The organism is Streptomyces sp. NBC_01525 (assembly GCF_045040405.1).
Taxonomy (GTDB): domain Bacteria; phylum Actinomycetota; class Actinomycetes; order Streptomycetales; family Streptomycetaceae; genus Streptomyces; species Streptomyces benahoarensis.
In genome coordinates this window covers 3,205,462-3,227,877 of record NZ_CP109397.1, presented here as the reverse complement: position 1 = coordinate 3,227,877, position 22,416 = coordinate 3,205,462, and the positions used below count along the sequence as shown (strand labels likewise).

General features: G+C 69.0%; 27 protein-coding genes, 1 tRNA gene and 2 pseudogenes. 14 read left to right on the top strand and 16 right to left on the bottom strand.

Annotated features, from left to right (window positions below; all coding sequences use genetic code 11):
• Positions 1–249: a helix-turn-helix domain-containing protein gene (locus tag OG422_RS14375; RefSeq protein ID WP_405743182.1), complete on the top strand. Its 249-nt coding sequence runs from the start codon at positions 1–3 to the stop codon at positions 247–249.
• Complete coding sequence (locus OG422_RS14370) at positions 249–1,430, top strand: tyrosine-type recombinase/integrase (protein ID WP_405743180.1); 1,182 nt, start codon at positions 249–251, stop codon at positions 1,428–1,430. Before OG422_RS14375 ends, OG422_RS14370 begins: the two co-directional genes overlap by 1 nt.
• A gap of 63 nt (positions 1,431–1,493) precedes the next feature.
• Here OG422_RS14370 and OG422_RS14365 read toward each other — a convergent pair.
• Positions 1,494–1,567: transfer RNA gene (locus OG422_RS14365), tRNA-Gly, on the bottom strand.
• Positions 1,568–1,855: 288 nt separating this feature from the next.
• Between OG422_RS14365 and OG422_RS14360 the strand changes: the two genes are divergently transcribed.
• The 3 genes from OG422_RS14360 (at position 1,856) to OG422_RS14350 (ending at position 3,467) form a co-directional block, all read left to right on the top strand.
• A complete protein-coding gene (locus OG422_RS14360; RefSeq protein ID WP_405743178.1) occupies positions 1,856–2,014 on the top strand; it encodes a hypothetical protein in 159 nt (52 codons plus the stop codon).
• A 244-nt stretch (positions 2,015–2,258) separates the two neighbouring features.
• Positions 2,259–2,834 carry a dCTP deaminase gene (dcd, locus tag OG422_RS14355; RefSeq protein WP_143940848.1) on the top strand — a complete coding sequence of 192 codons (576 nt, stop codon included), beginning with the start codon at positions 2,259–2,261 and terminating at the stop codon, positions 2,832–2,834.
• Between the two features lie 123 nt (positions 2,835–2,957).
• Positions 2,958–3,467 (top strand): phosphoribosyltransferase, encoded by a 510-nt coding sequence (locus tag OG422_RS14350; protein WP_143940849.1) that lies wholly within the window; start codon positions 2,958–2,960, stop codon positions 3,465–3,467.
• Between the two features lie 83 nt (positions 3,468–3,550).
• Here the strand turns inward: OG422_RS14350 and OG422_RS14345 are convergent, their stop codons facing one another.
• The 9 genes from OG422_RS14345 to OG422_RS14305 all read right to left on the bottom strand — a co-directional run bounded on the left by OG422_RS14345 (position 3,551) and on the right by OG422_RS14305 (position 7,853).
• Positions 3,551–4,075 (bottom strand): DUF6245 family protein, encoded by a 525-nt coding sequence (locus tag OG422_RS14345; protein ID WP_405743175.1) that lies wholly within the window; start codon positions 4,073–4,075, stop codon positions 3,551–3,553.
• A 196-nt stretch (positions 4,076–4,271) separates the two neighbouring features.
• Positions 4,272–4,541: a gas vesicle protein K gene (locus OG422_RS14340; protein WP_143940865.1), complete on the bottom strand. Its 270-nt coding sequence runs from the start codon at positions 4,539–4,541 to the stop codon at positions 4,272–4,274.
• A gap of 11 nt (positions 4,542–4,552) precedes the next feature.
• Positions 4,553–4,783 carry a gas vesicle protein gene (locus OG422_RS14335; protein WP_405743173.1) on the bottom strand — a complete coding sequence of 77 codons (231 nt, stop codon included), beginning with the start codon at positions 4,781–4,783 and terminating at the stop codon, positions 4,553–4,555.
• Positions 4,767–5,621 carry a GvpL/GvpF family gas vesicle protein gene (locus tag OG422_RS14330; protein ID WP_405743171.1) on the bottom strand — a complete coding sequence of 285 codons (855 nt, stop codon included), beginning with the start codon at positions 5,619–5,621 and terminating at the stop codon, positions 4,767–4,769. The genes OG422_RS14335 and OG422_RS14330 overlap by 17 nt, the downstream gene beginning before the upstream one ends.
• Positions 5,618–5,959, bottom strand: coding sequence for a gas vesicle protein (locus OG422_RS14325; RefSeq protein WP_405743169.1), 342 nt, complete (start codon positions 5,957–5,959; stop codon positions 5,618–5,620). Before OG422_RS14325 ends, OG422_RS14330 begins: the two co-directional genes overlap by 4 nt.
• Positions 5,956–6,282, bottom strand: a complete 327-nt coding sequence (locus OG422_RS14320) for a gas vesicle protein GvpG (protein ID WP_405743167.1) — start codon at positions 6,280–6,282, stop codon at positions 5,956–5,958. The genes OG422_RS14325 and OG422_RS14320 overlap by 4 nt, the downstream gene beginning before the upstream one ends.
• Position 6,283: 1 nt before the next feature.
• A complete protein-coding gene (locus OG422_RS14315) occupies positions 6,284–7,024 on the bottom strand; it encodes a GvpL/GvpF family gas vesicle protein (RefSeq protein WP_143940854.1) in 741 nt (246 codons plus the stop codon).
• Between the two features lie 3 nt (positions 7,025–7,027).
• The gene (locus OG422_RS14310) at positions 7,028–7,489 is read right to left on the bottom strand and encodes a gas vesicle structural protein GvpA (protein ID WP_405743165.1); all 462 of its coding nucleotides are present in this window, start codon (positions 7,487–7,489) and stop codon (positions 7,028–7,030) included.
• A gap of 40 nt (positions 7,490–7,529) precedes the next feature.
• Positions 7,530–7,853 (bottom strand): gas vesicle protein, encoded by a 324-nt coding sequence (locus OG422_RS14305; protein WP_405743163.1) that lies wholly within the window; start codon positions 7,851–7,853, stop codon positions 7,530–7,532.
• A gap of 224 nt (positions 7,854–8,077) precedes the next feature.
• On the opposite strand from OG422_RS14305, the gene OG422_RS14300 reads away from it, so the two are divergent.
• The 5 genes and pseudogenes from OG422_RS14300 to OG422_RS14280 form a co-directional block, all read left to right on the top strand.
• Positions 8,078–8,536 (top strand): Asp23/Gls24 family envelope stress response protein, encoded by a 459-nt coding sequence (locus OG422_RS14300; RefSeq protein WP_405743161.1) that lies wholly within the window; start codon positions 8,078–8,080, stop codon positions 8,534–8,536.
• Positions 8,537–8,885: 349 nt separating this feature from the next.
• Positions 8,886–9,503 carry a hypothetical protein gene (locus tag OG422_RS14295; protein ID WP_405743159.1) on the top strand — a complete coding sequence of 206 codons (618 nt, stop codon included), beginning with the start codon at positions 8,886–8,888 and terminating at the stop codon, positions 9,501–9,503.
• Between the two features lie 5 nt (positions 9,504–9,508).
• The gene (locus OG422_RS14290) at positions 9,509–10,462 is read left to right on the top strand and encodes an SRPBCC family protein (protein WP_405743157.1); all 954 of its coding nucleotides are present in this window, start codon (positions 9,509–9,511) and stop codon (positions 10,460–10,462) included.
• A 14-nt stretch (positions 10,463–10,476) separates the two neighbouring features.
• Positions 10,477–10,753 (top strand): annotated as a pseudogene (locus tag OG422_RS14285) (transposase family protein); the annotation flags it as partial.
• A pseudogene (locus OG422_RS14280) lies at positions 10,707–11,702 on the top strand (ricin-type beta-trefoil lectin domain protein); the annotation flags it as partial. The pseudogenes OG422_RS14285 and OG422_RS14280, both read left to right, overlap by 47 nt.
• 191 nt (positions 11,703–11,893) lie before the next feature.
• Here OG422_RS14280 and OG422_RS14275 read toward each other — a convergent pair.
• The 3 genes from OG422_RS14275 to OG422_RS14265 all read right to left on the bottom strand — a co-directional run bounded on the left by OG422_RS14275 (position 11,894) and on the right by OG422_RS14265 (position 16,074).
• The gene (locus OG422_RS14275; RefSeq protein ID WP_143940866.1) at positions 11,894–12,802 is read right to left on the bottom strand and encodes a Yip1 family protein; all 909 of its coding nucleotides are present in this window, start codon (positions 12,800–12,802) and stop codon (positions 11,894–11,896) included.
• A 167-nt stretch (positions 12,803–12,969) separates the two neighbouring features.
• Positions 12,970–13,494: a GNAT family N-acetyltransferase gene (locus OG422_RS14270; RefSeq protein WP_405743155.1), complete on the bottom strand. Its 525-nt coding sequence runs from the start codon at positions 13,492–13,494 to the stop codon at positions 12,970–12,972.
• 312 nt (positions 13,495–13,806) lie between these two features.
• A complete protein-coding gene (locus OG422_RS14265) occupies positions 13,807–16,074 on the bottom strand; it encodes a heterodisulfide reductase-related iron-sulfur binding cluster (RefSeq protein ID WP_405743153.1) in 2,268 nt (755 codons plus the stop codon).
• A gap of 320 nt (positions 16,075–16,394) precedes the next feature.
• On the opposite strand from OG422_RS14265, the gene dnaK reads away from it, so the two are divergent.
• The 4 genes from dnaK to OG422_RS14245 are packed head-to-tail and all read left to right on the top strand — an operon-like array spanning position 16,395 to position 20,609.
• A complete protein-coding gene (gene dnaK / locus OG422_RS14260) occupies positions 16,395–18,263 on the top strand; it encodes a molecular chaperone DnaK (protein WP_143942519.1) in 1,869 nt (622 codons plus the stop codon).
• A complete protein-coding gene (gene grpE / locus OG422_RS14255) occupies positions 18,260–18,931 on the top strand; it encodes a nucleotide exchange factor GrpE (protein WP_143942520.1) in 672 nt (223 codons plus the stop codon). The genes dnaK and grpE overlap by 4 nt, the downstream gene beginning before the upstream one ends.
• A gap of 45 nt (positions 18,932–18,976) precedes the next feature.
• Positions 18,977–20,155 (top strand): molecular chaperone DnaJ, encoded by a 1,179-nt coding sequence (dnaJ, locus tag OG422_RS14250; protein WP_143942521.1) that lies wholly within the window; start codon positions 18,977–18,979, stop codon positions 20,153–20,155.
• Between the two features lies 1 nt (position 20,156).
• Complete coding sequence (locus OG422_RS14245; RefSeq protein ID WP_143942522.1) at positions 20,157–20,609, top strand: heat shock protein transcriptional repressor HspR; 453 nt, start codon at positions 20,157–20,159, stop codon at positions 20,607–20,609.
• A gap of 141 nt (positions 20,610–20,750) precedes the next feature.
• On the opposite strand, the gene OG422_RS14240 is transcribed toward OG422_RS14245, so the two are convergent.
• The 3 genes from OG422_RS14240 to OG422_RS14230 all read right to left on the bottom strand — a co-directional run bounded on the left by OG422_RS14240 (position 20,751) and on the right by OG422_RS14230 (position 22,325).
• Positions 20,751–21,155, bottom strand: coding sequence for a hypothetical protein (locus OG422_RS14240; RefSeq protein WP_405743150.1), 405 nt, complete (start codon positions 21,153–21,155; stop codon positions 20,751–20,753).
• Between the two features lie 99 nt (positions 21,156–21,254).
• The gene (locus OG422_RS14235; protein WP_405743148.1) at positions 21,255–21,659 is read right to left on the bottom strand and encodes a TIGR03618 family F420-dependent PPOX class oxidoreductase; all 405 of its coding nucleotides are present in this window, start codon (positions 21,657–21,659) and stop codon (positions 21,255–21,257) included.
• A gap of 96 nt (positions 21,660–21,755) precedes the next feature.
• Complete coding sequence (locus OG422_RS14230; protein ID WP_405747785.1) at positions 21,756–22,325, bottom strand: Uma2 family endonuclease; 570 nt, start codon at positions 22,323–22,325, stop codon at positions 21,756–21,758.
• Positions 22,326–22,416 lie beyond the last annotated feature (91 nt).

The window sequence follows — 22,416 nt, the reverse complement described above, 5'->3', positions numbered from 1 at the left end:
ATGCCTCGTCTATCTGTTGTGAACCCGCCCCGCGATACGCCGGCAGTTCTCGAACCACACCTGACTGTGCGCGAAGCTGGCGCCTTTCTCGGTGGGGAGCGGTTCGTACGCCGCCTCATCACCGAACGGCGCATCACGTACGTGAAGGATCAGCGCCGCATCCTCATCCCCGAAAGCGTCATCGCGGAGTTCTTGGCTTCTCGAACCGTTCCGGCCCTTAGCCGATCCACCCGCAGGAGGGCTGCCTGATGGCGAAGAGGGGCCCGGAGTCAGGCGCGAACATGCGGCGGTTCGGCGCGGTGCGGCAGTACCGCTCCGGTCGCTGGACCGCTTCGTACCTGGACCGCTCCGGCGAGCGGCACCGCTCGCCGGAGACGTTCGACAGCAAGACGGATGCGGAGATCTGGCTGTCACAGGTCGAGGCGGACCTCACCAGGGGCGACTGGCGGGCGCCCGACGTGGGCGCGGTCAACTTCCAGGAGTACGCGCTGGAGTGGGTGGAAGACCGCGACCTCTCCGCCACCACCGAGGAGCTGTATCGGCGGCTCCTGCGGCTCCACCTCCTGCCCCAGCTCGGTGAACTCGACCTGGACGAGATCACCGCGCCGGGCGTCCGGAAGTGGCGGACGGAGCGGTTGAAGGCGACCGGCGCGACCACGGTCGCCAAGACCTACCGCCTGCTGAAGGCCATCCTGGAGACGGCGGTTGACGATGAGCTGATCCGCCGGAACCCGTGCCGCATCCGTGGCGCGGGCAAGGAGTCGGCGGCCGAGCGGCCGACGGCGACCGTCGAGCAGGTGGACGCGCTGGCCGACGCCGTGGGCCCGCGCTGGCGGCTGATGGTCTTCCTCGGCGCCTACGGCCCGCTGCGGCCGGAGGAACAGGCAGAGCTGCGCCGGAAGGACGTGAACCTGGACGCGATGACGATCCGGGTCCGGGCGGCGGCTCCGGAACTGACGACCGGGAAGCGCGCCGTTGGGGACACCAAGTCGGACGCCGGCCGACGGCACATCGTGCTCCCCGGGTTCCTCCACAAGGATCTGCGGCGGCACCTGGACTGGTACGCCGAGAAGCCCCAGGACGGCCTGTTGTTCATCGGGCCGAAGAAGGGCCCCTTCCGGCGGTCCACCTTCGGCCGGACGTGGCGACGTGCACGCAAGACGGTCGGGATGCCGGAGGGCTTCCGGTTCTACGACCTTCGTCACACCGGGCACACGCTGGCCACCCGGTCCGGGGCGACCTTGAAGGACACGATGGTGCGGGCCGGTCAGTCGACCGAGCGGGCCGCTCTCATCTACCAGCACTCCGATCTCGACCGTCAGCGGGAGGTGGCCGGTGGCCTTGACCGGATGGTCCGTGAGGCGCGGCGGAAGGCGTCTGAGAAGCCGAAAGACGGGGGAGGTGGTGCGGAGGTGGTGCGCGGCGCCTGAATCGGTCTAGACAACACGACGGCCCAGCCGGGGACTTGTGTCCCTGAGCTGGGCCGGAGTCGTTGGAGCGGGTGACGGGAATCGAACCCGCGCTCTGAGCTTGGGAAGCTCATGTTCTACCATTAAACTACACCCGCGAAATCGCCGGAATGTGCGGCGAGATAACTGCGGACACTGTACCCCATGGCATGACCGGCGCGTGTGGAGCTCTCGGTCGGTTGGTGTCGGGCAGGCGGTCCCGGTGGTGCGAAGCGGCTGTGGGGTGCGGGAGTTGGGGCGTACGGTGGGGTGGTTCCCCGGTCGGTGCGCGGGGTGGGTGTGTGGTCCTCGGTGGGGGCTTTCGGGTGGCGGAGAGCCGCTGGAGAAGGTGCCCAGTTGATCCCCTAATGTGGCTTTCGTTGTCCACGCAGTTGGGAGAGGACTTGATGGAGCGCACCGTCGTCCGTTGTGCCGAGGGGCACGTGTTCAGCACCGCTTCGTTCCCGATGCAGACCACCGACCGGCTCGGTCCCGGACGGCTGCTGCGGTGCCCGCGCTGTGCGCGGCTGCGCAGCGCGGTACCGGTGGAGTACGCGAAGCGATAGCCCGGCGGCCCGCCCCGGCAGGTGCCGGGGCGGGCCGGAACCGACGGAAGCAGGAGTGACGGGTGACGGCCCGGTCCCGGTGGGGCCGGGCCGTCATCGTTCCGGGGCCGCACCGGGCCCGGCCCTCGCCGGACCGTGGCCACAGAGCGCAGCCGACCGCAGCGCACCGCTCCCGAAGTTGCGCAGGTCACCCCCGCCCCGTTGCAGGTGGGGTCCGCACGGGTGGGCGCGTATCCTCGTCCCCGTGCTTCTCTCAGACAAGGACATCCGGGCCGAGATCGACGCCGGCCGGGTGCGCATCGACCCCTACGACGAGTCGATGGTGCAGCCGTCCAGCATTGACGTCCGTCTCGACCGCTACTTCCGGGTGTTCGAGAATCACCGCTACCCGCACATCGACCCCGCCATGGAGCAGGCCGACCTGACGCGTGAGGTCGTGCCGGAAGGGGATGAGGCGTTCATCCTGCACCCCGGCGAGTTCGTGCTGGCCTCGACGTACGAGGTCATCACGCTGCCGGCCGATGTGGCCTCCCGGCTCGAAGGCAAGAGCTCGCTGGGACGGCTGGGGCTGCTGACGCACTCGACGGCCGGGTTCATCGACCCGGGGTTCAGCGGGCACGTGACCCTGGAGCTCAGCAATGTGGCGACGCTGCCGATCAAGCTGTGGCCGGGGATGAAGATCGGGCAGCTGTGCATGTTCCGCCTGACGTCGGCGGCCGAGCACCCCTACGGGTCGGAGCGGTACGGCTCCCGGTACCAGGGCCAGCGGGGGCCGACCCCGTCGCGGTCCTTCAAGAATTTCCACCGTACTCAGGTGTGAAGGCACGCCCGCCGGAGCGAGCGTGCGCCGTCGGGGGTGGGGTACGGCGTGCGGAAGGCGGGGCTTGCGCCCCGGGACGTGGCGCGCACAGGGCGTAAGACAGAGAAGGTCTGAGAGAGATTCGTGAGTGACGTACGGGAAAACCTGACGTACGAGCGGTTCGGCGGGGCGATCCGCGAGCTGGCGCAGACGATCGCCGACGACGGCTTCGAGCCCGACATCGTGCTGTCGATCGCCCGTGGCGGGGTCTTCGTCGCCGGTGGTCTCGCGTACGCACTGGACTGCAAGAACATCCACCTGGTGAACGTGGAGTTCTACACCGGCGTGGGCACCACCCTGGAGATGCCGGTGATGCTGGCGCCGGTGCCGAACGCCATCGACTTCAGCGACAAGAAGGTGCTGATCGCCGACGACGTCGCCGACACCGGCAAGACGCTCAAGCTGGTGCACGACTTCTGCAAGGACACCGTCGCGGAGGTCCGCAGCGCAGTGATCTACGAGAAGCCGCACTCGCTGGTGAAGTGCGAGTACGTGTGGAAGCGCACCGACGACTGGATCAACTTCCCGTGGTCCGTGTTGCCTCCATGTCGTAAGTCTGGCACGCCGATCACACCGTCGCGCGACGCTTTGTAAAACTATCGTGAGGTAACCCGTCACCGTGGGTTCAAATCCCACCGCTACCGCCAGTAACACCACTCTGGCCTGCGAAAACGCAGTCAGGGGTGTGTTTTGCGTGCTGCACAGCGCCCCCGACGAGACCACAACTGCCGCCAACTCCCCTGCGGACAAGGGCGGCAACTGCACCCCTGAGCCCCTGCGAGCAGACCGCAACACAGCCGGAGGCCCGCACGGTGATGATCGAGCTGGACGGCATCCTCCGCGCGGGCTCGGTGGGCGAGGGCGAGCGGCCGGAACAAGCCCGGCTGCATGGTGAGCCGAACCGAGAGCGCCTCGCGGGCCGCCTGATGCTGTCCGGCCTGCGCGGCCGGGGTGTCCACATCGCCGAGGGCGACGGCGATCACACCGAGCAGCATGTGCAGCCCGGTCGGCGCGTGCACGGCAGCCGGCGGGATCGGCCCGGTCGCCGGGTTCTGCGCCATCAGCCGGAGCGGGGTGCCGGCCCTCAGTACCTGCCAGCGGATGAACCCCACCCGCGCGAGAGAGGCATCGAGGAGCCCGGCACCGGTGGCCGTGAGCTGTTCTTCCCACGCGGTGTGCCGCGCGTCGTCGTCCAGCTCCACCGCGTCTGGCAGCCCCCTCCGTGTGCTCCTCCGGGGTGTTCTCCCCGTGTACAACCCCAGCGCGGACGTCGCCTCGGCGACCTGCTCCACCGTGGCGCCGCGATGGTGAAGGCTGCCTTCGTCCTTCACCAAACCTCAACGTGGGTGGGAACGCCTCAGCGGCCGCTGAAATGCCTACGACGGGGACGGCGTGCCGTCAACGCGACTCGTGGGACAACAAATTGCCCAGCGGGCCGAGGTCCAGGTTGAGGTCCTCGCGGTGCAGCCCGTGCTGCTCGCAGAGTTCCGTCATGCGCTCGTCGAGGAGCATCAGTGTGGTGCCCACCCGTTCCTCCTGGTCCTCTGTCAGCTCCCCGCTGTCGAACCGGCGGATGGCCTGGCGTTCCATCAGTTGTCTGAGTAGTTCTACGACGGTGAGGACCAGCGAAGCCAGGTCACGGCCTGCGCTGTGTGGGTCGATGTCCATGCGGGTGTCGCTCACAGGGGCCCTCCGTCGGCCCAAGGCGCGGGGACGCGCTCGCTGACCGATGCCAGCAGGGCGTGCAGGGAGAGGCGGATCAGCGGAACGTCTGCGATGGCAATCACCAGGTCTCCGCTGATGACGACGCCCGTACCGAGTACCCGGTCGAGCAGGTCGACCAACGGGACGCCGATGGGTGCCGTGGCTTCCGGTCCTTGCCAGGGGACGGGGTTACTGATGCCCTGCAAGTTCTCCTCCGTCCGTGAACGAGTACGGGGCCCAGGGCCCGGAGACCTCGATCTCGATGTTGTCGAAACCCGGGGAGTCGCGGAGCCGCCGGATCGTGGTCGCCAACTCGTCGCCCCTCTCCTCTGCGATCAGGTAGGCCGCGTTCATGACCTGGGTGCGGTCCCTGCCGGTCGCCTCGGGGCCGTGCAGACGGTGCCGGACCGAGCCGACGGCCATCTCCCTGACCGCCCTGTCGACCTGCTCGGCTGCGGCCAGTGCGCTCTCCCGGTTCAGCTCGCGCGAGTGCTGACGGTGGCGCAGACGGCTGAGGTAGGCCCGGCCGGAAACTCGCTGGGATCCCGGCTGAGGCGTTTCGGGCGGTGCGGATGGGGCGGGCCGGGCCGTCGTGTCGGACTCCACGACGTAGACCTTGACCCCCCATTCGACCCGTCCCGCGACGCGGCCCAATGCTGCTCGAAAGCGTTCCAGGTTCGCACCGAGGGCGGCCGTGGCCCGCTCGTGGGAGAGATAGAGCGTGGCCAGCGGGAGCGGCACCGTGGGGCCGCCCGCGGCAGCAGCAGTGACGACGTCGTGGTGGGCTCGTGCGCAGCGTTCGAGTTCGGCGGCATCGGTGAGCCGCCGATGCAGGGCCGTCTCGGAGAAGGTGACTGCCGGTACGTCCTGGACCACGGCCCACAGCGGCCCGACGGCCAGGAGACGCAGCGGCCCGCCCCCGGTGTGCCCACAGGTGGCGGCGAATGGCCCGGGACGGCCCGGACCGCAGACAGCGAAGACGTACGTGACCGAGGAGCCGACGTTGCCGGCTGGACCGACCGGGCAATGCTGGGTCACACTCATGGGCGGCGCAGCTCCCTTTCCCTGTGGGCTTCGTGGGCGTCATCGCCCGCCAGGGCCTCGATCCGCTCGCGCAGCCGCTGATTCTCTTCGGACAGCGCATTGTGCGCGGCGCGCGACGAAAGGGCGGGGTCGGTCTCCCACCAGTCGATGCCGGCTTTCTTCGCTGTTTCGACGGACGAGATGAACAGCCGTAGGCGAATCGTCAGCAGTTCGATGTCCAGCAGGTCGATCTTGATGTCGCCCGCGATCACAATTCCTTTGTCCAGCACACGTTCCAGGATTTCGGCCAGGTTGGTTGTGGAGGGGGGCGGCGTACCCCGTGTGTCCAGTTCCGTCACGCTGTACCTCCAGCCGTCCGCTTCGCCTCCGCGGCCCCTTCGGTGCGGTTCATACGGGAGTTACCGGAGGGCCCGTATGTGTCACCGAAGGATCTCAGCGGCTTCCTTTCGAGTAGGTCCAGCAGCCGTTCTTCCTCGCGTTCGAACTGCGGCAGGTCGATTTCTCCTCTGTCCAGTGCGAGGTTCAGCGCAGCGAGCTGCACGCGAATCACGCCGGGGTCGTACAGTTCCGCCTCCGCCGCGTCGATGAGCCGGTCGGCGATCCAGACCACGCCGCGCACCGGAGCCAGCGGAAGGAGCAGCACACCGGAGAGCAGACCCATGTCAGACCTTGGCCGGGGCAGATTCCGGGCCTACGAAGCTGTAGCAGGGCAGAGGCCCGCTCAGTCGCAGTTCCAGCCGGTCCAGGTGGTCCGCGGCGAATTGCTCCGCGACGGCACGGAAGCGCGCTTCGTTGCGTCGGGGGACAAGGAAGGACACATTCAGCACACAGCCTTCTACTTCTGGCCCCGGGCGCATTTCGTCGGCGACCTCCGTGAATTCGGCCGGCAGCCGGGCCGCGACCACTGCGGCCCGGCGCCGTAGACCGGCCGCCACCGCTTCACCGAGCCGGACATTGGCTTCGTAGCCGGGGTTACGGCGAGTTTCCTCGCGGACCCTGCGGACCACCGGATCCTCGCGGATCAGCGCTGCCAGGTTGTCCTGCACCGGCATGATCTTCACGTTCATCTCGACCCGGGCGTCGAGTCGCTCCAGAACACCGGTGTGCTCGCTCTGGCGTGCCGCAACATCGCGCAGCACGGTAGCTTCGTCCGGTGCGACCACGCCGAAGCGCATGGGCAGTACCGGTCCGGATTCCGCCAGCGCCAGGAGCAGCCCCTGGTGCGCCATGAGGTCGCGGCGCCGTGCCCTGAGTCCGGGGTGCGTCGCGCTCACCACGACCGCCAGTTCACCGGCCGGCAGCAACCGGATCTCGGCGGGCGGCTCGCCGACGCCCCTGGCCGCCGGGGGAAGCGGGTGGGAACTGCTCACAATGCCGTACACATAGATGCCCGATGCAGCCATCGGTCAGCGCTCCTCTTTGTGGCTGCGAGTGCGGCCGCTTTCGGTGCTTCGCGAACGTGGCTTGGCCTTACGCGGCCGTTCTTCCGGCTGTTCTTCTTCCTGCGTTTCGTCGTCGCCGTCGCCCATGCCGACGGCTTTCTTGACCGTGTCGCCCACGGAATGTACTGCTTTCTTCGCCCCGGCTTTCCCCACGCTCTTGGCCACGCCGCCGCCGAAGAGCTCGGGCACCGTTCTACTGCTTGAGTCGTATTCCAGATCGAGCCGATTGCAGGCTTCGGCAAACCGCAAGTAGGTGTCGACACTGGCGACGACGATGCGTGCATCGATCTTGAGGATTTCGATGCCGACCAGCGATATGCGCACAAAGATGTCGATGACCATGCCGCGGTCGAGGATGAGTTCCAGGACGTCGTAGAGGCTGCCGGCGCGCGGAACGCGGACAACCTCCTCACTGTATGTACTCAAGGGGTGACCGTCTCTCCGGATTTACTCTGGTGTCGGGCGCTCACGTGTCAGCCTGGCCGCGCCGGTAGCGACGGACCCTGCGGTATTGCAGCAGTGAGCCGCCCTCGTCGAGGTCCACTTCGTAGATGGCCAGCAGGCTGGTGGTGTCAGGAATGCGAGCGAGTTCCAGCACTTCCACGTCGACGTGCCAGCCGTCGTCGTTCCGTATGACAGCGCAAACGCCTTCAGTCCTGTGAATGATCAGCTTGTTCAGGCTCCGGCATGCGCGTTCGGCCGCTTCCTCCGCTCCCTTTACGTGCTGTCCGCCCGCCGAGGAGCGGGTGGATCGAGAGGTCCGGGCCGGCCGGGCGCGTTGCTCTGACATGTTCGTAAGTCTGTTGACTGTCCGGCTGCCACGCATGCGGTGATGGACCGAATGATTGGTGACAGTCACCGCGGGTGGTTCTCGGAAACCACGCGAATGGCGGCTTGCCGAAGGCCGGAGGACATTGGATGGAGAGGCGCACGCCGCGATGCAGTTCAGCGCTCGTTGAAGCGTCCCGGCGCCCCCCCGCAGACACACTCTTCTCCACGACGGAGGGAACTCCAATGGCCGGCAACGACAGCGCCGACAGCGGCATTCCGGGCACGAGCCGCGGTGGCGGCGGGACGCGCGGCACGACCACCATCGCCGACACGGTCGTCGCAACCATCGCGGGCATCGCGGTACGTGAGACCGATGGAATTTACGCAGTGGGCGGCAGTGGCTCCCGGGCCTTGGGATCCGTCCGGGACAGGGTGTCGAAGTCGCCCGCACCCAGTAGGGGGATCAAGGTCGAAGTCGGTGAAACTCAGGCCGCGATCGATCTGGAAGTCATCGTGGAGTACGGCGAGCCCATCGCGGATACAGCGAAAGAGATACGCAACCGTGTGACGGACGCGGTGGAGACGATGACGGGCCTGGAAGTCGTCGAGATCAACATCAGGGTGCTCGATGTCCACCTGCCCGGATCGGGCGACGACAGCAATGACGAGGAAACCGGCGGCCGGAGCGACCGGGTCAGGTAGATAACTCCGGAATCGCTACCACCCAAGCCCTTCCCGCTCACGTGCGGCGACGAGAACACGCCTTGTTTCCACGAGGATGCGGACATGGCCTCGTTGGCGGAATGCCAAGTAGCTTGAAATCGCTTGCATTTCAGATATTTCTTGCCACCTGGAGGAGGTCCGGAACGGGTGGGCGGGCAAGGATGCGCAGGGGCGGCATTCGGGGGACAGTGGGGTAGTGGGGGCATCGCGGCCTCGCTCCGCGCCCTCCCGAACGGGAGGTGTGCCGAGGCTCAAGCGGTGAAGGAGGCACGCGCCCGCTTCACCGGGGTGTGCTTGGACCGTTTCTCTCCACCCCTGAGAGGCACTCATGGAAAACAGTACGAAGGTCTCTCTCGCCGCCGCTGTAGCGGCCGGCTATATCCTTGGCCGGACCAAGAAGGGGAAGCTGGCCATCGGCCTCGCATCCCTGGTGGCGGGCCAGCAACTGCCGCTGAACCCACGGGAACTCGTGAGCCTGGGCGCCCGCAAGCTGGCAGAGAACCCGCAGATAGCACCACTCATAGAGCAAGCGCGGGGCGAGATGCTGGAGGCCGGACGCACAGCCCTGTCGGCTACCGCGAACCGTCGCCTCGAAGCCGTCGCCGAGGCACTCCAGCAGCGCACCAACGCACTGCTGGAACCTCCGGACGAAAATGACGAAGACGAGGAAATTGACGAAGCGGAAGACGTCGAAGAGGAGGGCGAAGAAGAGCCCGACGCAGAGGAAGAGCCGGAAGAAGAGGAAGAGGAGGAAGAAGAGGAACCTCCTCGTCGTCGGCCGAAGAAGCGACCGGCCGGAGCGGCGAAGAAGGCTCCCGCGACGAAGGAACCGGCGACAAAGAAGCCCGCCAAGAAGGCAACGGCCAAGAAGGCAACGGCCAAGAAGCCGCCCCCGAAGAAGGCTGCCGCGAAGAAGTCTTCGAACCGCAACAGCCGTAGGAGGTAGCTCGCATGGCCAAGCAGGAGCCCAATCCCACGGACAAGAGCCCGTCCGGCCTGGACCAGGTCAAGGAGCAGCTGTCCGCCTATCTCGGGGCCCAGGGACAGCGGCTGGTGGAGTCGGCCACCGGAAAGCTCACCGACCTCGCGCAGGGACTTGGAGACACAGCTGGAGACGGCGGGGGCGGTCTCCTCGACGTCGGAAAGCGGGTACTCGGCGGCGAGAATCCAGTCAAGGCATTCGTGGGCGAGAAGGCCGGCGCGATGAAGGACAAGGTCGTGGATTCGGTCAAGAGTGCCTTCGGGGGCGGCAGCGGGAAATCCGGAAGCGCCAAGGTGACCAATATCGTCGAGGTCGTCGACATCGGCATGCCCTTGCGCACGGTGTATGACCGGTGGACCGAGATCGAGGAGTTCAGCTCCTTCACCAAGGGCGTCACCAGCGTCTCCCAGTCGGATGAGATCGAGAGCGACTGGAAGCTCAAAATCGCCTTCTCCAACCGTAGTTGGAAAGCAACCGTTCTGGAGCAAGTGCCCGATGACCGCATTGTGTGGACGTCCGAGGGGGCCAAAGGGACGACCCACGGTGCCGTCAGCTTCCACGAACTGGCGCCGAGCCTGACGCGCATCGTTGCTGTCGTCGAGTACACCCCTTCCGGATTCTTCGAGAAAACCGGCAACATCTGGCGTGCACAGGGGCGTCGACTGCGCCTGGATCTCAAGCACTTCCAGCGATACGTCACCCTTACCGATGACGAAGAAGTCGAAGGCTGGCGCGGCGAGATCCGTGACGGAGAAGTCGTCCGCAGCCATGAAGAGGGCCTCGAAGACGACGAGGACGAATCCGGTGGCGAAGAGGAAGGAGAAGAGGACGAAGAGCTGCCCGCCGAAAAAGACAACCACGAAGGTGAAGACGAGGACGAGCCGGAAGAGGACGAGGAGCCTGAGGACGAAGAGGAGGAGTGAGGCCGACAACCGCGGTGCACGCTCTCGCCGAGGCGGGCATCGCCTGCTGGGCCGACAAGGGCTGCCAGGGCACTGGCGGCACGATCCGTGTCCCCTACCGTGGCCGGTGGCAAAGGCTCGCCGCAGGCCAGCAGGCCAGCAGGCCAGCAGGCCGTCAACCGGTCCCACGCGAAGATTCGAGCCCTCGGCGAACAAGCCGTTGCCACGCTCAAGTCTTGGCGACTCCTGCGCCGGCTGCGGTGCGATGACGGACTGCGTGACGCGGTGGTTCACGCTCCAGGGGACCTGTGAGCCGAAGTGCCAGCCGGGCTGGCAGGCGCGGGTCGACGGGCTGGTGCCGAAGGTCGAGCGGACCGTCGGGGACCTGCGGACCGTGATGCGCGGCGCCGGGTACGGCGACGGCGACTACCGTCTCGTGCTCATGTCGTACCCGAGCCCGATCGGGCCGGACGTCACCGACAACCCGGACTTCCCCGGCAAGATCCCGGGCGGCTGCACCGGCTACACCTCCGACTCCGCGTGGGGGCGGAACACCGCGGTCCCGGCGTTCGAGCGCGGGGTGCGGAAGGCGGCGAACGGCGCGGGCGCGGCGTACCTCGACACCTCGCGGCTCTTCCACGGCCACGAGGTCTGCATGGAGGACGCCTGGGCGCGCGGCCTGTACGTGGACGTGTCGAACCCGTTCCCGCCGGACGCCAACTCGGTGCGGCAGTCCTTTCACCCGAACGCGAAGGGCCACGCCGCCTTCGCCGCCTGCCTGACGCAGTTCTACGACAGCGGGCTGCGCGAGGCGTCCTGCGCCGATCCGGCGAGCACCGGGAAGCCGCAGCTCTACCCGGGCGCCTGGGACGACGCGTTCCGGCCGCTGCGCAACGCGGCCACCGGCACCTGCGCGGACGTCACCGGCGGCGCCTCCGCCAACGGCACCGCGGTCGGCGGCTGGGACTGCCTCGGGCAGCGCAACCAGGGCTGGTGGTACGACTTCGGGGAGCGCTCGCTGCACACCGAACTGACCCATCACCGCTGCCTGGACGTGCCCGGCGGCCGCTACGAGCCGGGCACCGCGCTCGTGGTCCGGAACTGCTCCGGGGCGGAGAACCAGCGCTTCACCGAGGGCGACGGCGGCACCTACCGCCCGGCGTCCGCCGCGTCGCTCTGTCTGACGCTGCAGGCGGCCAAGGACCCGCTGCGGCTGGAGACCTGCGACGGGTCGGCGGCGCAGCGGTTCACCCGCGGCTGAGCGACGGGCCCGTACGGCGAAGGGCCCCGCCTCCGGGAGAAATCCGGAGCGGGGCCCTTCGGTCCGTTGCGGGGCGGGGCCGCGGCGCCTGTTTCACGTGAAACAGGCACGGGGCCGCCATACGGTCAGCGCGTGCGGCATTCCAAAATTTTGGAATGAACGGCACCGGCATGCACGGGCCCGCCGTACGGTCAGAGCGTGCCGAGCTTGACCAGGGCGAGCAGGGCGACCAGCTGGATCGCGGAGGCGCCCAGTGCCTTGGGCCACGGCAGGTCGTGCGACTTGCTGACCATCTGCGTCAGCAGGAAACCGGAGGCCAGCCAGGTCAGCCAGCCCAGGACCGTCACGAGCGGGCTGTCGCCGCCGAGGAACATCGCGAACAACAGCCGGGGCGCGTCCGTGAGGGCCGTGATCAGCATCGACAGGCCGATGGTGGGCGCCCAGGCGCCGTCGCCGCCGAGCTGGCGGGCGAGGGTGTGGGTGACCGCGCCGAGGATCAGCCCGCCGACGATGAACATCACGGCGGTGATCAGCACCCACGGGATGCTCTGCGACAGCGTGGCGTTGAGGACGTCCTCGCGCGCCTTGTCGAAGCCGAAGACGGCGAGCAGCCCGTAGAGGAACGAGACGATCAGCGCGGGCGCCCAGACCTGGTGGTCGCGCATCTGCCAGAACGTCGGCACCGGCCGCAGCACGATCCCGGGCAGCAGCTGCTTCCAGTGCAGCCGGGGACCGGACGGCGCGGTGTTCTGCCCGGCCCGGTAGACGCCGTCGTCGTACTGCCCGTCGTCACCGTAGGGCTGCTGCCCGTACGCGTCCGGGGCGTCGCCGAGGCTGAACTGCTGGGTGTGGCCGGGGGCGTCGGCGGTGGAGTAGGGGGCGTGCCCCTGCTGGTAGCCGCCGTCGCCGAAGTACTCCGGCTCGCCGGGGCGGTCCGGCTGCGTGGCGCCCGGCCCGCCTCCGTACTGCCCGGGCTGCGGCTGCTGCCACTGGCCGTGCGGGGGCGGGGGCTGCTGCCCGTAGGGGCCCTGCCCGTACGGCGCCTGCTGCCCCTGCTGCTGCCTGTCCTGCGCGGCGCGGGGATCTTGTCCGCTACCCATCCTGAATCCAGCCACGTCCTCGAACGTACCTGCTCCGCACCGGCCCCGTTGCGGCCCGGGGACGGCGGGGGGCGTTTGCTGCCGAGCTGTGACATCCCCTAGGGGGAACCGGACACCGCTACCTGCGCAAACCGGCCATGGCTCCTAGGGGATGCGGGGCCTCGCCCCTACGGGGCCGGGGCCGGTCCCCGGTGGAGGGTCAGCTCGGGCAGGCCCTCCATGTTGTCGGAGCCGCTGGCGACGGTGGTGAAGCCGTGGCGGGCGTAGAAGGCGCGGGCGCCGGTGTTGGCCTCGAAGACGTGCAGGGTGAGGCCGTCCGGACGGTGGGCGAGGGCCGCTGCGAGGAGCCGGGTGCCGAGGCCGCGGCGCAGCTCGTCCGGGTGGAGGTAGAGGTCTTCGAGCACGTCGTCGCGGACGGCGGCGTAGCCGATGACGTCGGTGCCGCGTTCGGCCACCCAGGTGGTGCAGCCGGGCAGCAGATGGTCGCGGATCCAGGTGATGACGCCGTCGAGGTCGTGCCGCTGCGGCGGGAGGTAGGGCATGGTGACCCGCCGGGACTCGCGGTGGACACGGGCGATGGCGGGGGCGTCCGCCGTGGTGGCGCGGCGGATGCGGACGCCGTCGGCGGCGTCGGTGTCCGCGGGGGCGGCGCCGCCGCCGGGGCGCGCGTCGGGTGCCGGGGCTGAGGTCATGGCCGTCATCGTGCCGGACGGCGGGGCGGACGTCGCGTGGATTTCTGCCCGGGGCCGCGGCGGACGGGCGCCGTAGGGGGAGCCCGGAGACGGCGGCGCGCGACATCCGGGGCGCGCCGCCCCGCCCCGGACGCGCCGCCCGGCCCCGGCCCCGGACGCCGCGCGCCCCCCCCCGGACGCGGCGCGCCGCCCGGCCCCGGAGACGGCGACGGCCGGTCCGCGTCGACATCGTCATCGCGACATCGATACGGACCGGCCGTCGGCGGCGGATCCTGCCCCTACGGGGCCGTCCGGAGCACCCGGGTCACGGAATCACTTGGCCGGTTCCGGCTCCGGCGCGTCCTCCGCCGGGGCGTCGTCGGCCGGGTCGGCGGGCGTCCTGACGGAGTCGAGGAGCAGCTGCGCCACGTCCACGACCTGGATCGACTCCTTCGCCTTGCCGTCGTTCTTCTTGCCGTTGACCGAGTCGGTCAGCATGACGAGGCAGAACGGGCAGGCGGTCGAGACGATGTCGGGGTTGAGGGACAGCGCCTCGTCGACGCGCTCGTTGTTGATGCGCTTGCCGATGCGCTCCTCCATCCACATGCGGGCGCCGCCGGCGCCGCAGCAGAAGCCGCGCTCCTTGTGGCGGTGCATCTCCTCGTTCCGCAGGCCCGGCACCTTGGCGATGATCTCGCGCGGCGGTGTGTAGACCTTGTTGTGACGGCCGAGGTAGCAGGGGTCGTGGTACGTGATCAGGCCCTCGACGGGCGTGACCGGCACCAGTTTGCCCTCGTCGACGAGGTGCTGGAGCAGCTGGGTGTGGTGGATGACCTCGTACTCGCCGCCGAGCTGCGGGTACTCGTTGGCGATCGTGTTGAAGCAGTGCGGGCAGGTCGCGACGATCTTCTTCGAGGACTTCGGCTTCTTGGTCTCCGGGTCCTCGTCATCCTCGCCGAACGCGGCGTTCAGCGTCGCGACGTTCTCCGCGCCGAGCTGCTGGAAGAGGAATTCGTTGCCCAGGCGGCGCGGGGAGTCACCGGTGCACTTCTCGTCGCCACCCATGATCGCGAAGTTCACGCCCGCGATGTGCAGCAGCTCGGCGAACGCCTTGGTGGTCTTCTTCGCGCGGTCCTCCAGGGCACCGGCGCAGCCGACCCAGTAGAGGTAGTCGACCTCGGTCAGGTCCTCGACGTCCTTGCCGACGACCGGGACCTCGAAGTCGACCTCCTTCGTCCACGCGAGGCGCTGCTTCTTGGCCAGGCCCCAGGGGTTGCCCTTCTTCTCCAGGTTCTTGAGCATCGTGCCCGCCTCGCTGGGGAAGCTGGACTCGATCATGACCTGGTAGCGGCGCATGTCGACGATGTGGTCGATGTGCTCGATGTCGACCGGGCACTGTTCGACGCAGGCGCCGCAGGTGGTGCAGGACCACAGGACGTCCGGGTCGATGACGCCGCCCTCTTCGAGGGTGCCGATCAGCGGGCGCTCGGCCTCGGCCAGCGCCGCCGCCGGGACGTCCGCCAGCTGCTCGGCGGTCGCCTTCTCCGCGCCCTCGGCGTCCTTACCGCCCCCGGCGAGCAGATACGGCGCCTTGGCGTGCGCATGGTCGCGCAGCGCCATGATCAGCAGCTTCGGGGAGAGCGGCTTACCGGTGTTCCAGGCGGGGCACTGCGACTGGCAGCGACCGCACTCGGTGCAGGTGGAGAAGTCGAGCAGGCCCTTCCAGGAGAAGTGCTCGATCTGCGAGACGCCGAACTGGTCGTCCTCGCCCGGGTCCTCGAAGTCGATCTCCTTGCCCTCGCTGGTCATCGGCTGGAGCGCGCCGAGCGTGACATCGCCGTCCGCCTCGCGCTTGAACCAGATGTTGGGGAAGGCGAGGAAGCGGTGCCAGGCGACGCCCATGTCGGTCTTGAGCGCGACGGTGATCATCCAGATGAAGGACGTCGCGATCTTCAGCCCGGCGAAGAAGTAGGTGAGGTTCTGGAGCGTCGCGACGTCCATCCCCTCCAGCCAGCTGGCGACCGGGTACGAGAGCAAGAACGACGCCTCGTAGCCGTCGACGTGGTGCTGGGCGCCCTCCAGCGCGTGCAGCATGAAGATGCAGACGCCGACGATGAGGATGACCGCCTCGACGAAGTACGCCTGGCCGAAGTTGGAGCCCGCGAAGCGGGACTTACGCCCCGGCTTCCCCGGCTTGCTCAGCTGACGGATCACGATCAGCACGAGGATGCCGAGCACCGTCATCGTGCCGATGAACTCGACGAAGACGTTGTACGGGGCCCAGTCGCCGATGACCGGCAGGAGCCAGTCGGCCTTGAAGAGCTGGCCGATGGCGTTGACGATCGTCAGCAGCAGCGAGAAGAAGCCCACCGCCACGAACCAGTGGGCCACGCCGACGACGCCCCAGCGGTTCATGCGGGTGTGGCCGAGGAACTCCTTGACCACGGTGAGGGTGCGCTGCTTCGGGTCGTCGGTCCGGGAGCCGGCGGGGACGTTCTGGCCGAGCCGTACGAAGCGGTAGATCTGTGCGATGGCACGGCCGAACAGCGCGACGCCGACCGCGATTAGGACCAGCGACACGATGATCGCGGCGAGTTGCATTGATGGCTCCTCGGGCCTGCGAGAGCGGGGACTACTGCGACTACTAAGCAGTAACTTTTCGGGTCTGCGCTGAGGTTACCCAGTATCCCGGGCCCCATGAAGCCGCCCGGCCGGTGATCTGCGTCGCGCGGGCACCCCCGCGCGAGGGCGGCGTACGCGTACCGGACGGGGGCGGCGCCCCGGCGCGCCCCTCTTGATCACGGCGCTGAGGATAAGGCCGGTATAAAACTTGAGCGGTCACGACTCAACTCTGTTGACAGGTTTCCGGGGCGTCATGCATGCTTGAGTCCGTTCCACTCAAGTCAGCTGGAGGAATCGACATGGCACGTGCGGTCGGCATCGACCTGGGCACGACGAACTCCGTCGTCAGTGTTCTCGAAGGCGGTGAGCCCACCGTCATCACCAACGCCGAGGGCGCCAGGACCACGCCGTCCGTCGTCGCCTTCGCCAAGAACGGCGAGGTGCTGGTCGGCGAGGTCGCGAAGCGTCAGGCGGTCACCAACGTCGACAGGACCATCCGGTCGGTCAAGCGCCACATGGGCACTGACTGGAAGGTCGACATCGACGGCAAGGGCTTCAACTCGCAGCAGATGAGCGCCTTCATCCTGCAGAAGCTCAAGCGTGACGCCGAGGCGTACCTGGGCGAGAAGGTGGTGGACGCGGTCATCACCGTCCCCGCCTACTTCAACGACTCCGAGCGTCAGGCCACCAAGGAGGCCGGTGAGATCGCGGGTCTGAACGTCCTGCGCATCGTCAACGAGCCCACCGCGGCCGCCCTCGCCTACGGCCTGGAGAAGGACGACCAGACCATTCTGGTCTTCGACCTCGGTGGCGGCACCTTCGACGTCTCGCTGCTGGAGATCGGCGACGGCGTCGTCGAGGTGAAGGCCACCAACGGTGACAACCACCTCGGTGGTGACGACTGGGACCAGCGCGTCGTCGACCACCTGGTCAAGCAGTTCCAGAACGGCCACGGCGTCGACCTGTCCAAGGACAAGATGGCGCTCCAGCGTCTGCGCGAGGCCGCCGAGAAGGCGAAGATCGAGCTGTCGTCCTCCACCGAGACGACGATCAACCTTCCCTACATCACCGCCTCCGCCGAGGGCCCGCTGCACCTGGACGAGAAGCTCACGCGCTCGCAGTTCCAGCAGCTGACCGCGGACCTCCTCGACCGCTGCAAGACCCCGTTCCACAACGTGATCAAGGACGCCGGCATCTCGCTGTCCGAGATCGACCACGTGGTCCTGGTCGGCGGTTCGACCCGTATGCCGGCCGTCGCCGAGCTCGTCAAGGAGCTGACCGGCGGCAAGGACGCCAACAAGGGCGTCAACCCGGACGAGGTCGTCGCCATGGGCGCCACCCTCCAGGCCGGTGTCCTCAAGGGCGAGGTCAAGGACGTTCTGCTCCTCGACGTCACCCCGCTGTCCCTCGGTATCGAGACCAAGGGCGGCATCATGACCAAGCTCATCGAGCGGAACACCACGATTCCGACGAAGCGCTCCGAGATCTTCACGACGGCCGAGGACAACCAGCCGTCCGTGCAGATCCAGGTCTACCAGGGCGAGCGCGAGATCGCGGCGTACAACAAGAAGCTCGGGATGTTCGAGCTGACGGGTCTGCCGCCGGCCCCGCGCGGTGTCCCGCAGATCGAGGTCTCCTTCGACATCGACGCCAACGGCATCATGCACGTGACCGCCAAGGACCTGGGCACGGGCAAGGAGCAGAAGATGACCGTCACCGGCGGCTCCTCGCTGCCGAAGGACGAGGTCGACCGCATGCGTGAGGAGGCCGAGCGCTACGCGGACGAGGACCACAAGCGCCGCGAGGCCGCCGAGACCCGTAACCAGGGCGAGCAGCTCGTCTACCAGACGGAGAAGTTCCTCAAGGACAACGAGGAGAAGGTCCCCGCCGAGGTGAAGACCGAGGTTGAGGCCGCCGTCGGTGAGCTGAAGGAGAAGCTCAAGGGCGAGTCCGCCGAGGGCGACAACACGGCCGAGATCCGTACCGCCACCGAGAAGGTCGCCGCCGTCTCGCAGAAGCTGGGCCAGGCCATGTACGCCGACGCCCAGGCCGCGGGCGCCGACGCCGGTGCCGCGGGTGCCGGTGCGGGCCAGGCCAAGGCCGAGGACGACGTCGTGGACGCCGAGATCGTCGACGACGAGAAGCCCAAGAAGGACGGTGCGGCGTGACGGAGGAGACCCCGGGCTTCGAGGAGAAGCCCGACGTCTCCGGCGCCGAGTCCGCAGGCAACGCTGACGACGCGGCGCGAGCCGAGTCCGCCGACAAGGCGGGCTCGGCCCCGGCCGGGGACGACAAGCAGGGCGCGCAGGACGTCGCGCTCACCGCGCAGCTGGACCAGGCCCGTTCGGCGCTCACCGAGCGCACCGCGGACCTCCAGCGGCTTCAGGCGGAGTACCAGAACTACCGGCGCCGGGTCGAGCGGGACCGCGTCGCGGTCAAGGAGATCGCCGCGGCGAACCTCCTGTCCGAGCTGCTTCCGGTCCTCGACGACGTGGGCCGCGCCCGCGATCACGGCGAGCTGGTCGGCGGCTTCAAGTCGGTGGCCGAATCGCTGGAGACCGTGGTCGCCAAGCTGGGCCTCCAGCAGTTCGGCAAGGAGGGCGAGCCCTTCGACCCGACGATCCACGAAGCCCTGATGCACTCGTACGCACCGGACGTCACGGAGACCACGTGCGTGGCCGTCCTGCAGCCCGGGTATCGCATCGGTGAGCGAACGATCCGCCCCGCGCGGGTCGCCGTCGCCGAGCCGCAGCCGGGCGCCCAGGGCGGCAAGTCCGCATCCGAGGACGGTGCCAAGGCTTCGGACGAGGAAAACGGTGGCCCGGACGAGGGCTGACGTGCGGACGGCAGAGAAGAAGACGCGGAAGGAGGGACGTCGGGGATGAGCACGAAGGACTTCGTCGAGAAGGACTACTACAAGGTCCTCGGCGTCCCGAAGGACGCCACCGACGCCGAGATCAAGAAGGCGTACCGCAAGCTCGCCCGGGAGAACCACCCGGACGCCAACACCGGTGACTCCGGCGCCGAGGCGCGCTTCAAGGAGATCTCCGAGGCGAACGACATCCTCGGCGACCCCAAGCGCCGCAAGGAGTACGACGAGGCGCGGGCGCTGTTCGGCAACGGCGGCTTCCGCCCCGGCCCCGGCGGGGGCGGCGGCAGCTTCAACTTCGACCTCGGTGACCTCTTCGGGGGCACGCAGGGGCAGCAGGGGAGCGGCGGCGGCTTCGGCGGGGGCCTCGGGGACGTCTTCGGCGGCCTGTTCAACCGCGGCGGCGCGACGGGTACCCGTACCCAGCCGCGGCGGGGGCACGACATCGAGTCCGAGGTGACGCTCAGCTTCACCGAGGCGGTGGACGGGGCCACGGTCCCGCTGCGGATGTCCAGCAAGGAGCCGTGCAAGGCGTGCTCGGGCACCGGCGACACGAACGGCACCCCGCGGGTCTGCCCGACCTGCGTGGGCACCGGCCAGGTCAGCCGGGGCGCGGGCGGCGGCTTCTCGCTCACCGATCCGTGCGCCGACTGCAAGGGCCGCGGCCTGATCGCGGAGAACCCCTGCGAGGTCTGCAAGGGCAGCGGCCGGGCGACCAGCGCCCGGACGATGCAGGTCCGCATCCCGGCGGGCGTCTCCGACGGGCAGCGCATCCGGCTGCGCGGCAAGGGCACGCCCGGCGAGCACGGCGGTCCGGCGGGCGATCTCTACGTCGTGGTGCACGTCCAGCCGCACCCGGTCTTCGGCCGCAAGGGCGACAACCTCACCGTCACGGTGCCGGTCACCTTCCCGGAGGCGGCGCTCGGCGGCGAGGTGCGGGTGCCGACGCTGGGCGGCCCGCCGGTCACGCTCAAGATCGCGCCGGGAACGCCCAACGGCCGCACCATGCGGGCGCGGGGCAAGGGCTCGACGCGTAAGGACGGCACCCGGGGTGACCTGCTGGTCACCGTCGAGGTGATCGTTCCCAAGGGCCTCGGCGACAAGGCGAAGGAGTCGCTGGAGTCCTATCGCGAGGCGACCGCGGATCAGGATCCGCGAGCGGAGCTGTTCCAGGCCGCGAAGGGAGCATGAGATGGACAGCCGGGGCGGACATCGTCGGAACCCGTACGAACTGACCGAAGATTCTCCGGTGTACGTCATCTCCGTCGCGGCTCAGCTCTCCGGCCTGCATCCGCAGACCCTGCGTCAGTACGACCGGCTTGGCCTGGTCTCGCCCGACCGCACGGCCGGGCGGGGCCGCCGGTACTCCGCCCGGGACATCGAACTGCTCCGCACGGTGCAGCAGTTGTCCCAGGACGAGGGCATCAACCTCGCCGGTATCAAGCGCATCATCGAGCTGGAGAACCAGGTCACGGCCCTCCAGCAGCGGGTCGCCGAACTCCAGGGCGCCCTGGAGGGCGCGGCCAGCGCGATGCAGCAGCGGGAGGCCGCGGTGCACGCGTCCTACCGCCGCGATCTGGTGCCGTATCAGGATGTCCAGCAGACCAGCGCGCTGGTGGTGTGGCGCCCCAAGCGGGGCGAGTGACCGCCGGAGAGCGTCGGTAACAGCGGAGAGGGCCGGGGCGACCCGGCCCTTTCGCATGTCCGGGGCGGTGCGGTGCAAGGCGGGTGCGGGGACCGGCCTCGGCGCGTCCTCGTGGGGTGCGGTCGCCCGGCCTCCGGCGGCTCAATGCCCGCTGTACCCCGCCGTCGGCATCGACAGGCGGCGGTGGACGTCCGAGGTCAGTGCGCGGTCGTAGACCGGTTCGGCGAGGTCGGCGGTGGCCAGGCGGACCCCGGCGGCGGCGCAGCGCGCGGCGAACGCGTCGGCGTCGTCCACGGCGTGCTCCAGCGCCCGGCGGTGCGGCGCCACGAAGACATCGACCAGGCCGCGTTCCACCTCGCGCCAGAGCGTGGGGTGCCCGGCGGGCAGCCGGTGCAGGCTCAGCCGGCAGGTGAGGTCGTAGCCGCGGTCCGCCGCCCACCGCTCGCACATGGCGTGCTGACCGCGGTCGTCGACGAGGAAGGGCTCGTCGCCCAGCTCGGACAGCGGCATCAGACAGGCGAGGGCGGTGGCGCGGACCGGGTTCATCGTGCCCTCCGGGCGTGGTCGGTGTGCGGGCGACGATACCGGCGGACGGCGCCCGCGGTATCGGTGCGTTCACCCGCCGCGCACCCGTGCTCCGGGGGCTCAGGCCCGGCCGAGCGCCCGGGTCACGGCGATCTCGATCGCCACCCGCTCCGGGTTGGGCGTCGGCGTCCGGCCGTAGCGCGCGGCGTACCGGCGTTCGGCGTCCGCGACCGCCGCCGCGTCCGTCCGCACCCGGGCGATCCCCTCCAGCGTCGCCCAGCGCCGCCCCGCGACCTGGCAGACCGCGGCCCGCGCACCGTCCGCCCCGGCGGCCAGCACGTTCCGCGCCTTGGTGCTGCCGCCGCGCGTGATGATCCGCGCGATCCGCTGCTCCGCGTCGTACGTCACGCCGACCGGCACGACGTGCGGGGAGCCGTCGGCCCGCAGCGTGGTCAGCGTCGACATGACGTGCTCGTCCCAGAAGGCGAGGTAGGTGGGGCTGAGGGCGGCGAGATCGTGAGCCATGGGGGAAGCGTAACGACGGGGCGCCGGGCCGCCTGTTCCGCGTACGGCGAGGGGCCGGGCCCCGTACGGGCGGCCCGGCCCCTGGTGGCAGCCGGCTCAGAGGAAGTCGCCGGTCTCCAGCGTGAACGAGAACGGCGCGGGCAGCGGCAGCGGCTTGCCGAAGGCGACGGAGTGGGACTCGCGGTAGTCGTCCCCCTCGGGCTCGCTGAACAGCGTGACCATGGAGGTCTCGCGGTCGACGAGGAGGTAAAGGGGGAGGGCGCCGCGGGCGTAGCAGTGGCGTTCGGCGATGCGGTTTTTCGGCTTCGTGCCCGTCACCTCGGCGACCAGGGCGATGCCGTCCGGTGGCATCCAGGGTTCGGCGCCCCGGAAGCGGCGGAGGCGGCGCGGTGCAACCGTGGCGTCGGGGATGACGTGATTCCTGGTGCACCGCCCTCCGCTCGGCAGGACCAGGCCCTTGTTCCCTGATACGTCCATCTCGGTCGCCGAGGACCGGATGAGCTGCCGGACCAGCGTGCTCAGGTAGTCCTCGTGATCCCCGTCGGTCGGCGGTGACACAACAATCTCCCCCTCGATGAACTCGGCCCGGAACCCGTGGGGGTTGTCCATGCCGAGGAAGAAGTCCAGGAGGGTCTGCTGGTCGGTCGCCGTCGGCTCGTATGCCATAGCCGTCACGCTGCACCTCCATTGCGTTCCAGGCCAGTGTTGACCGTGGGCGGCGAGTGGCGTTGGCATATGCCCGCCGTTCACCCGCAGG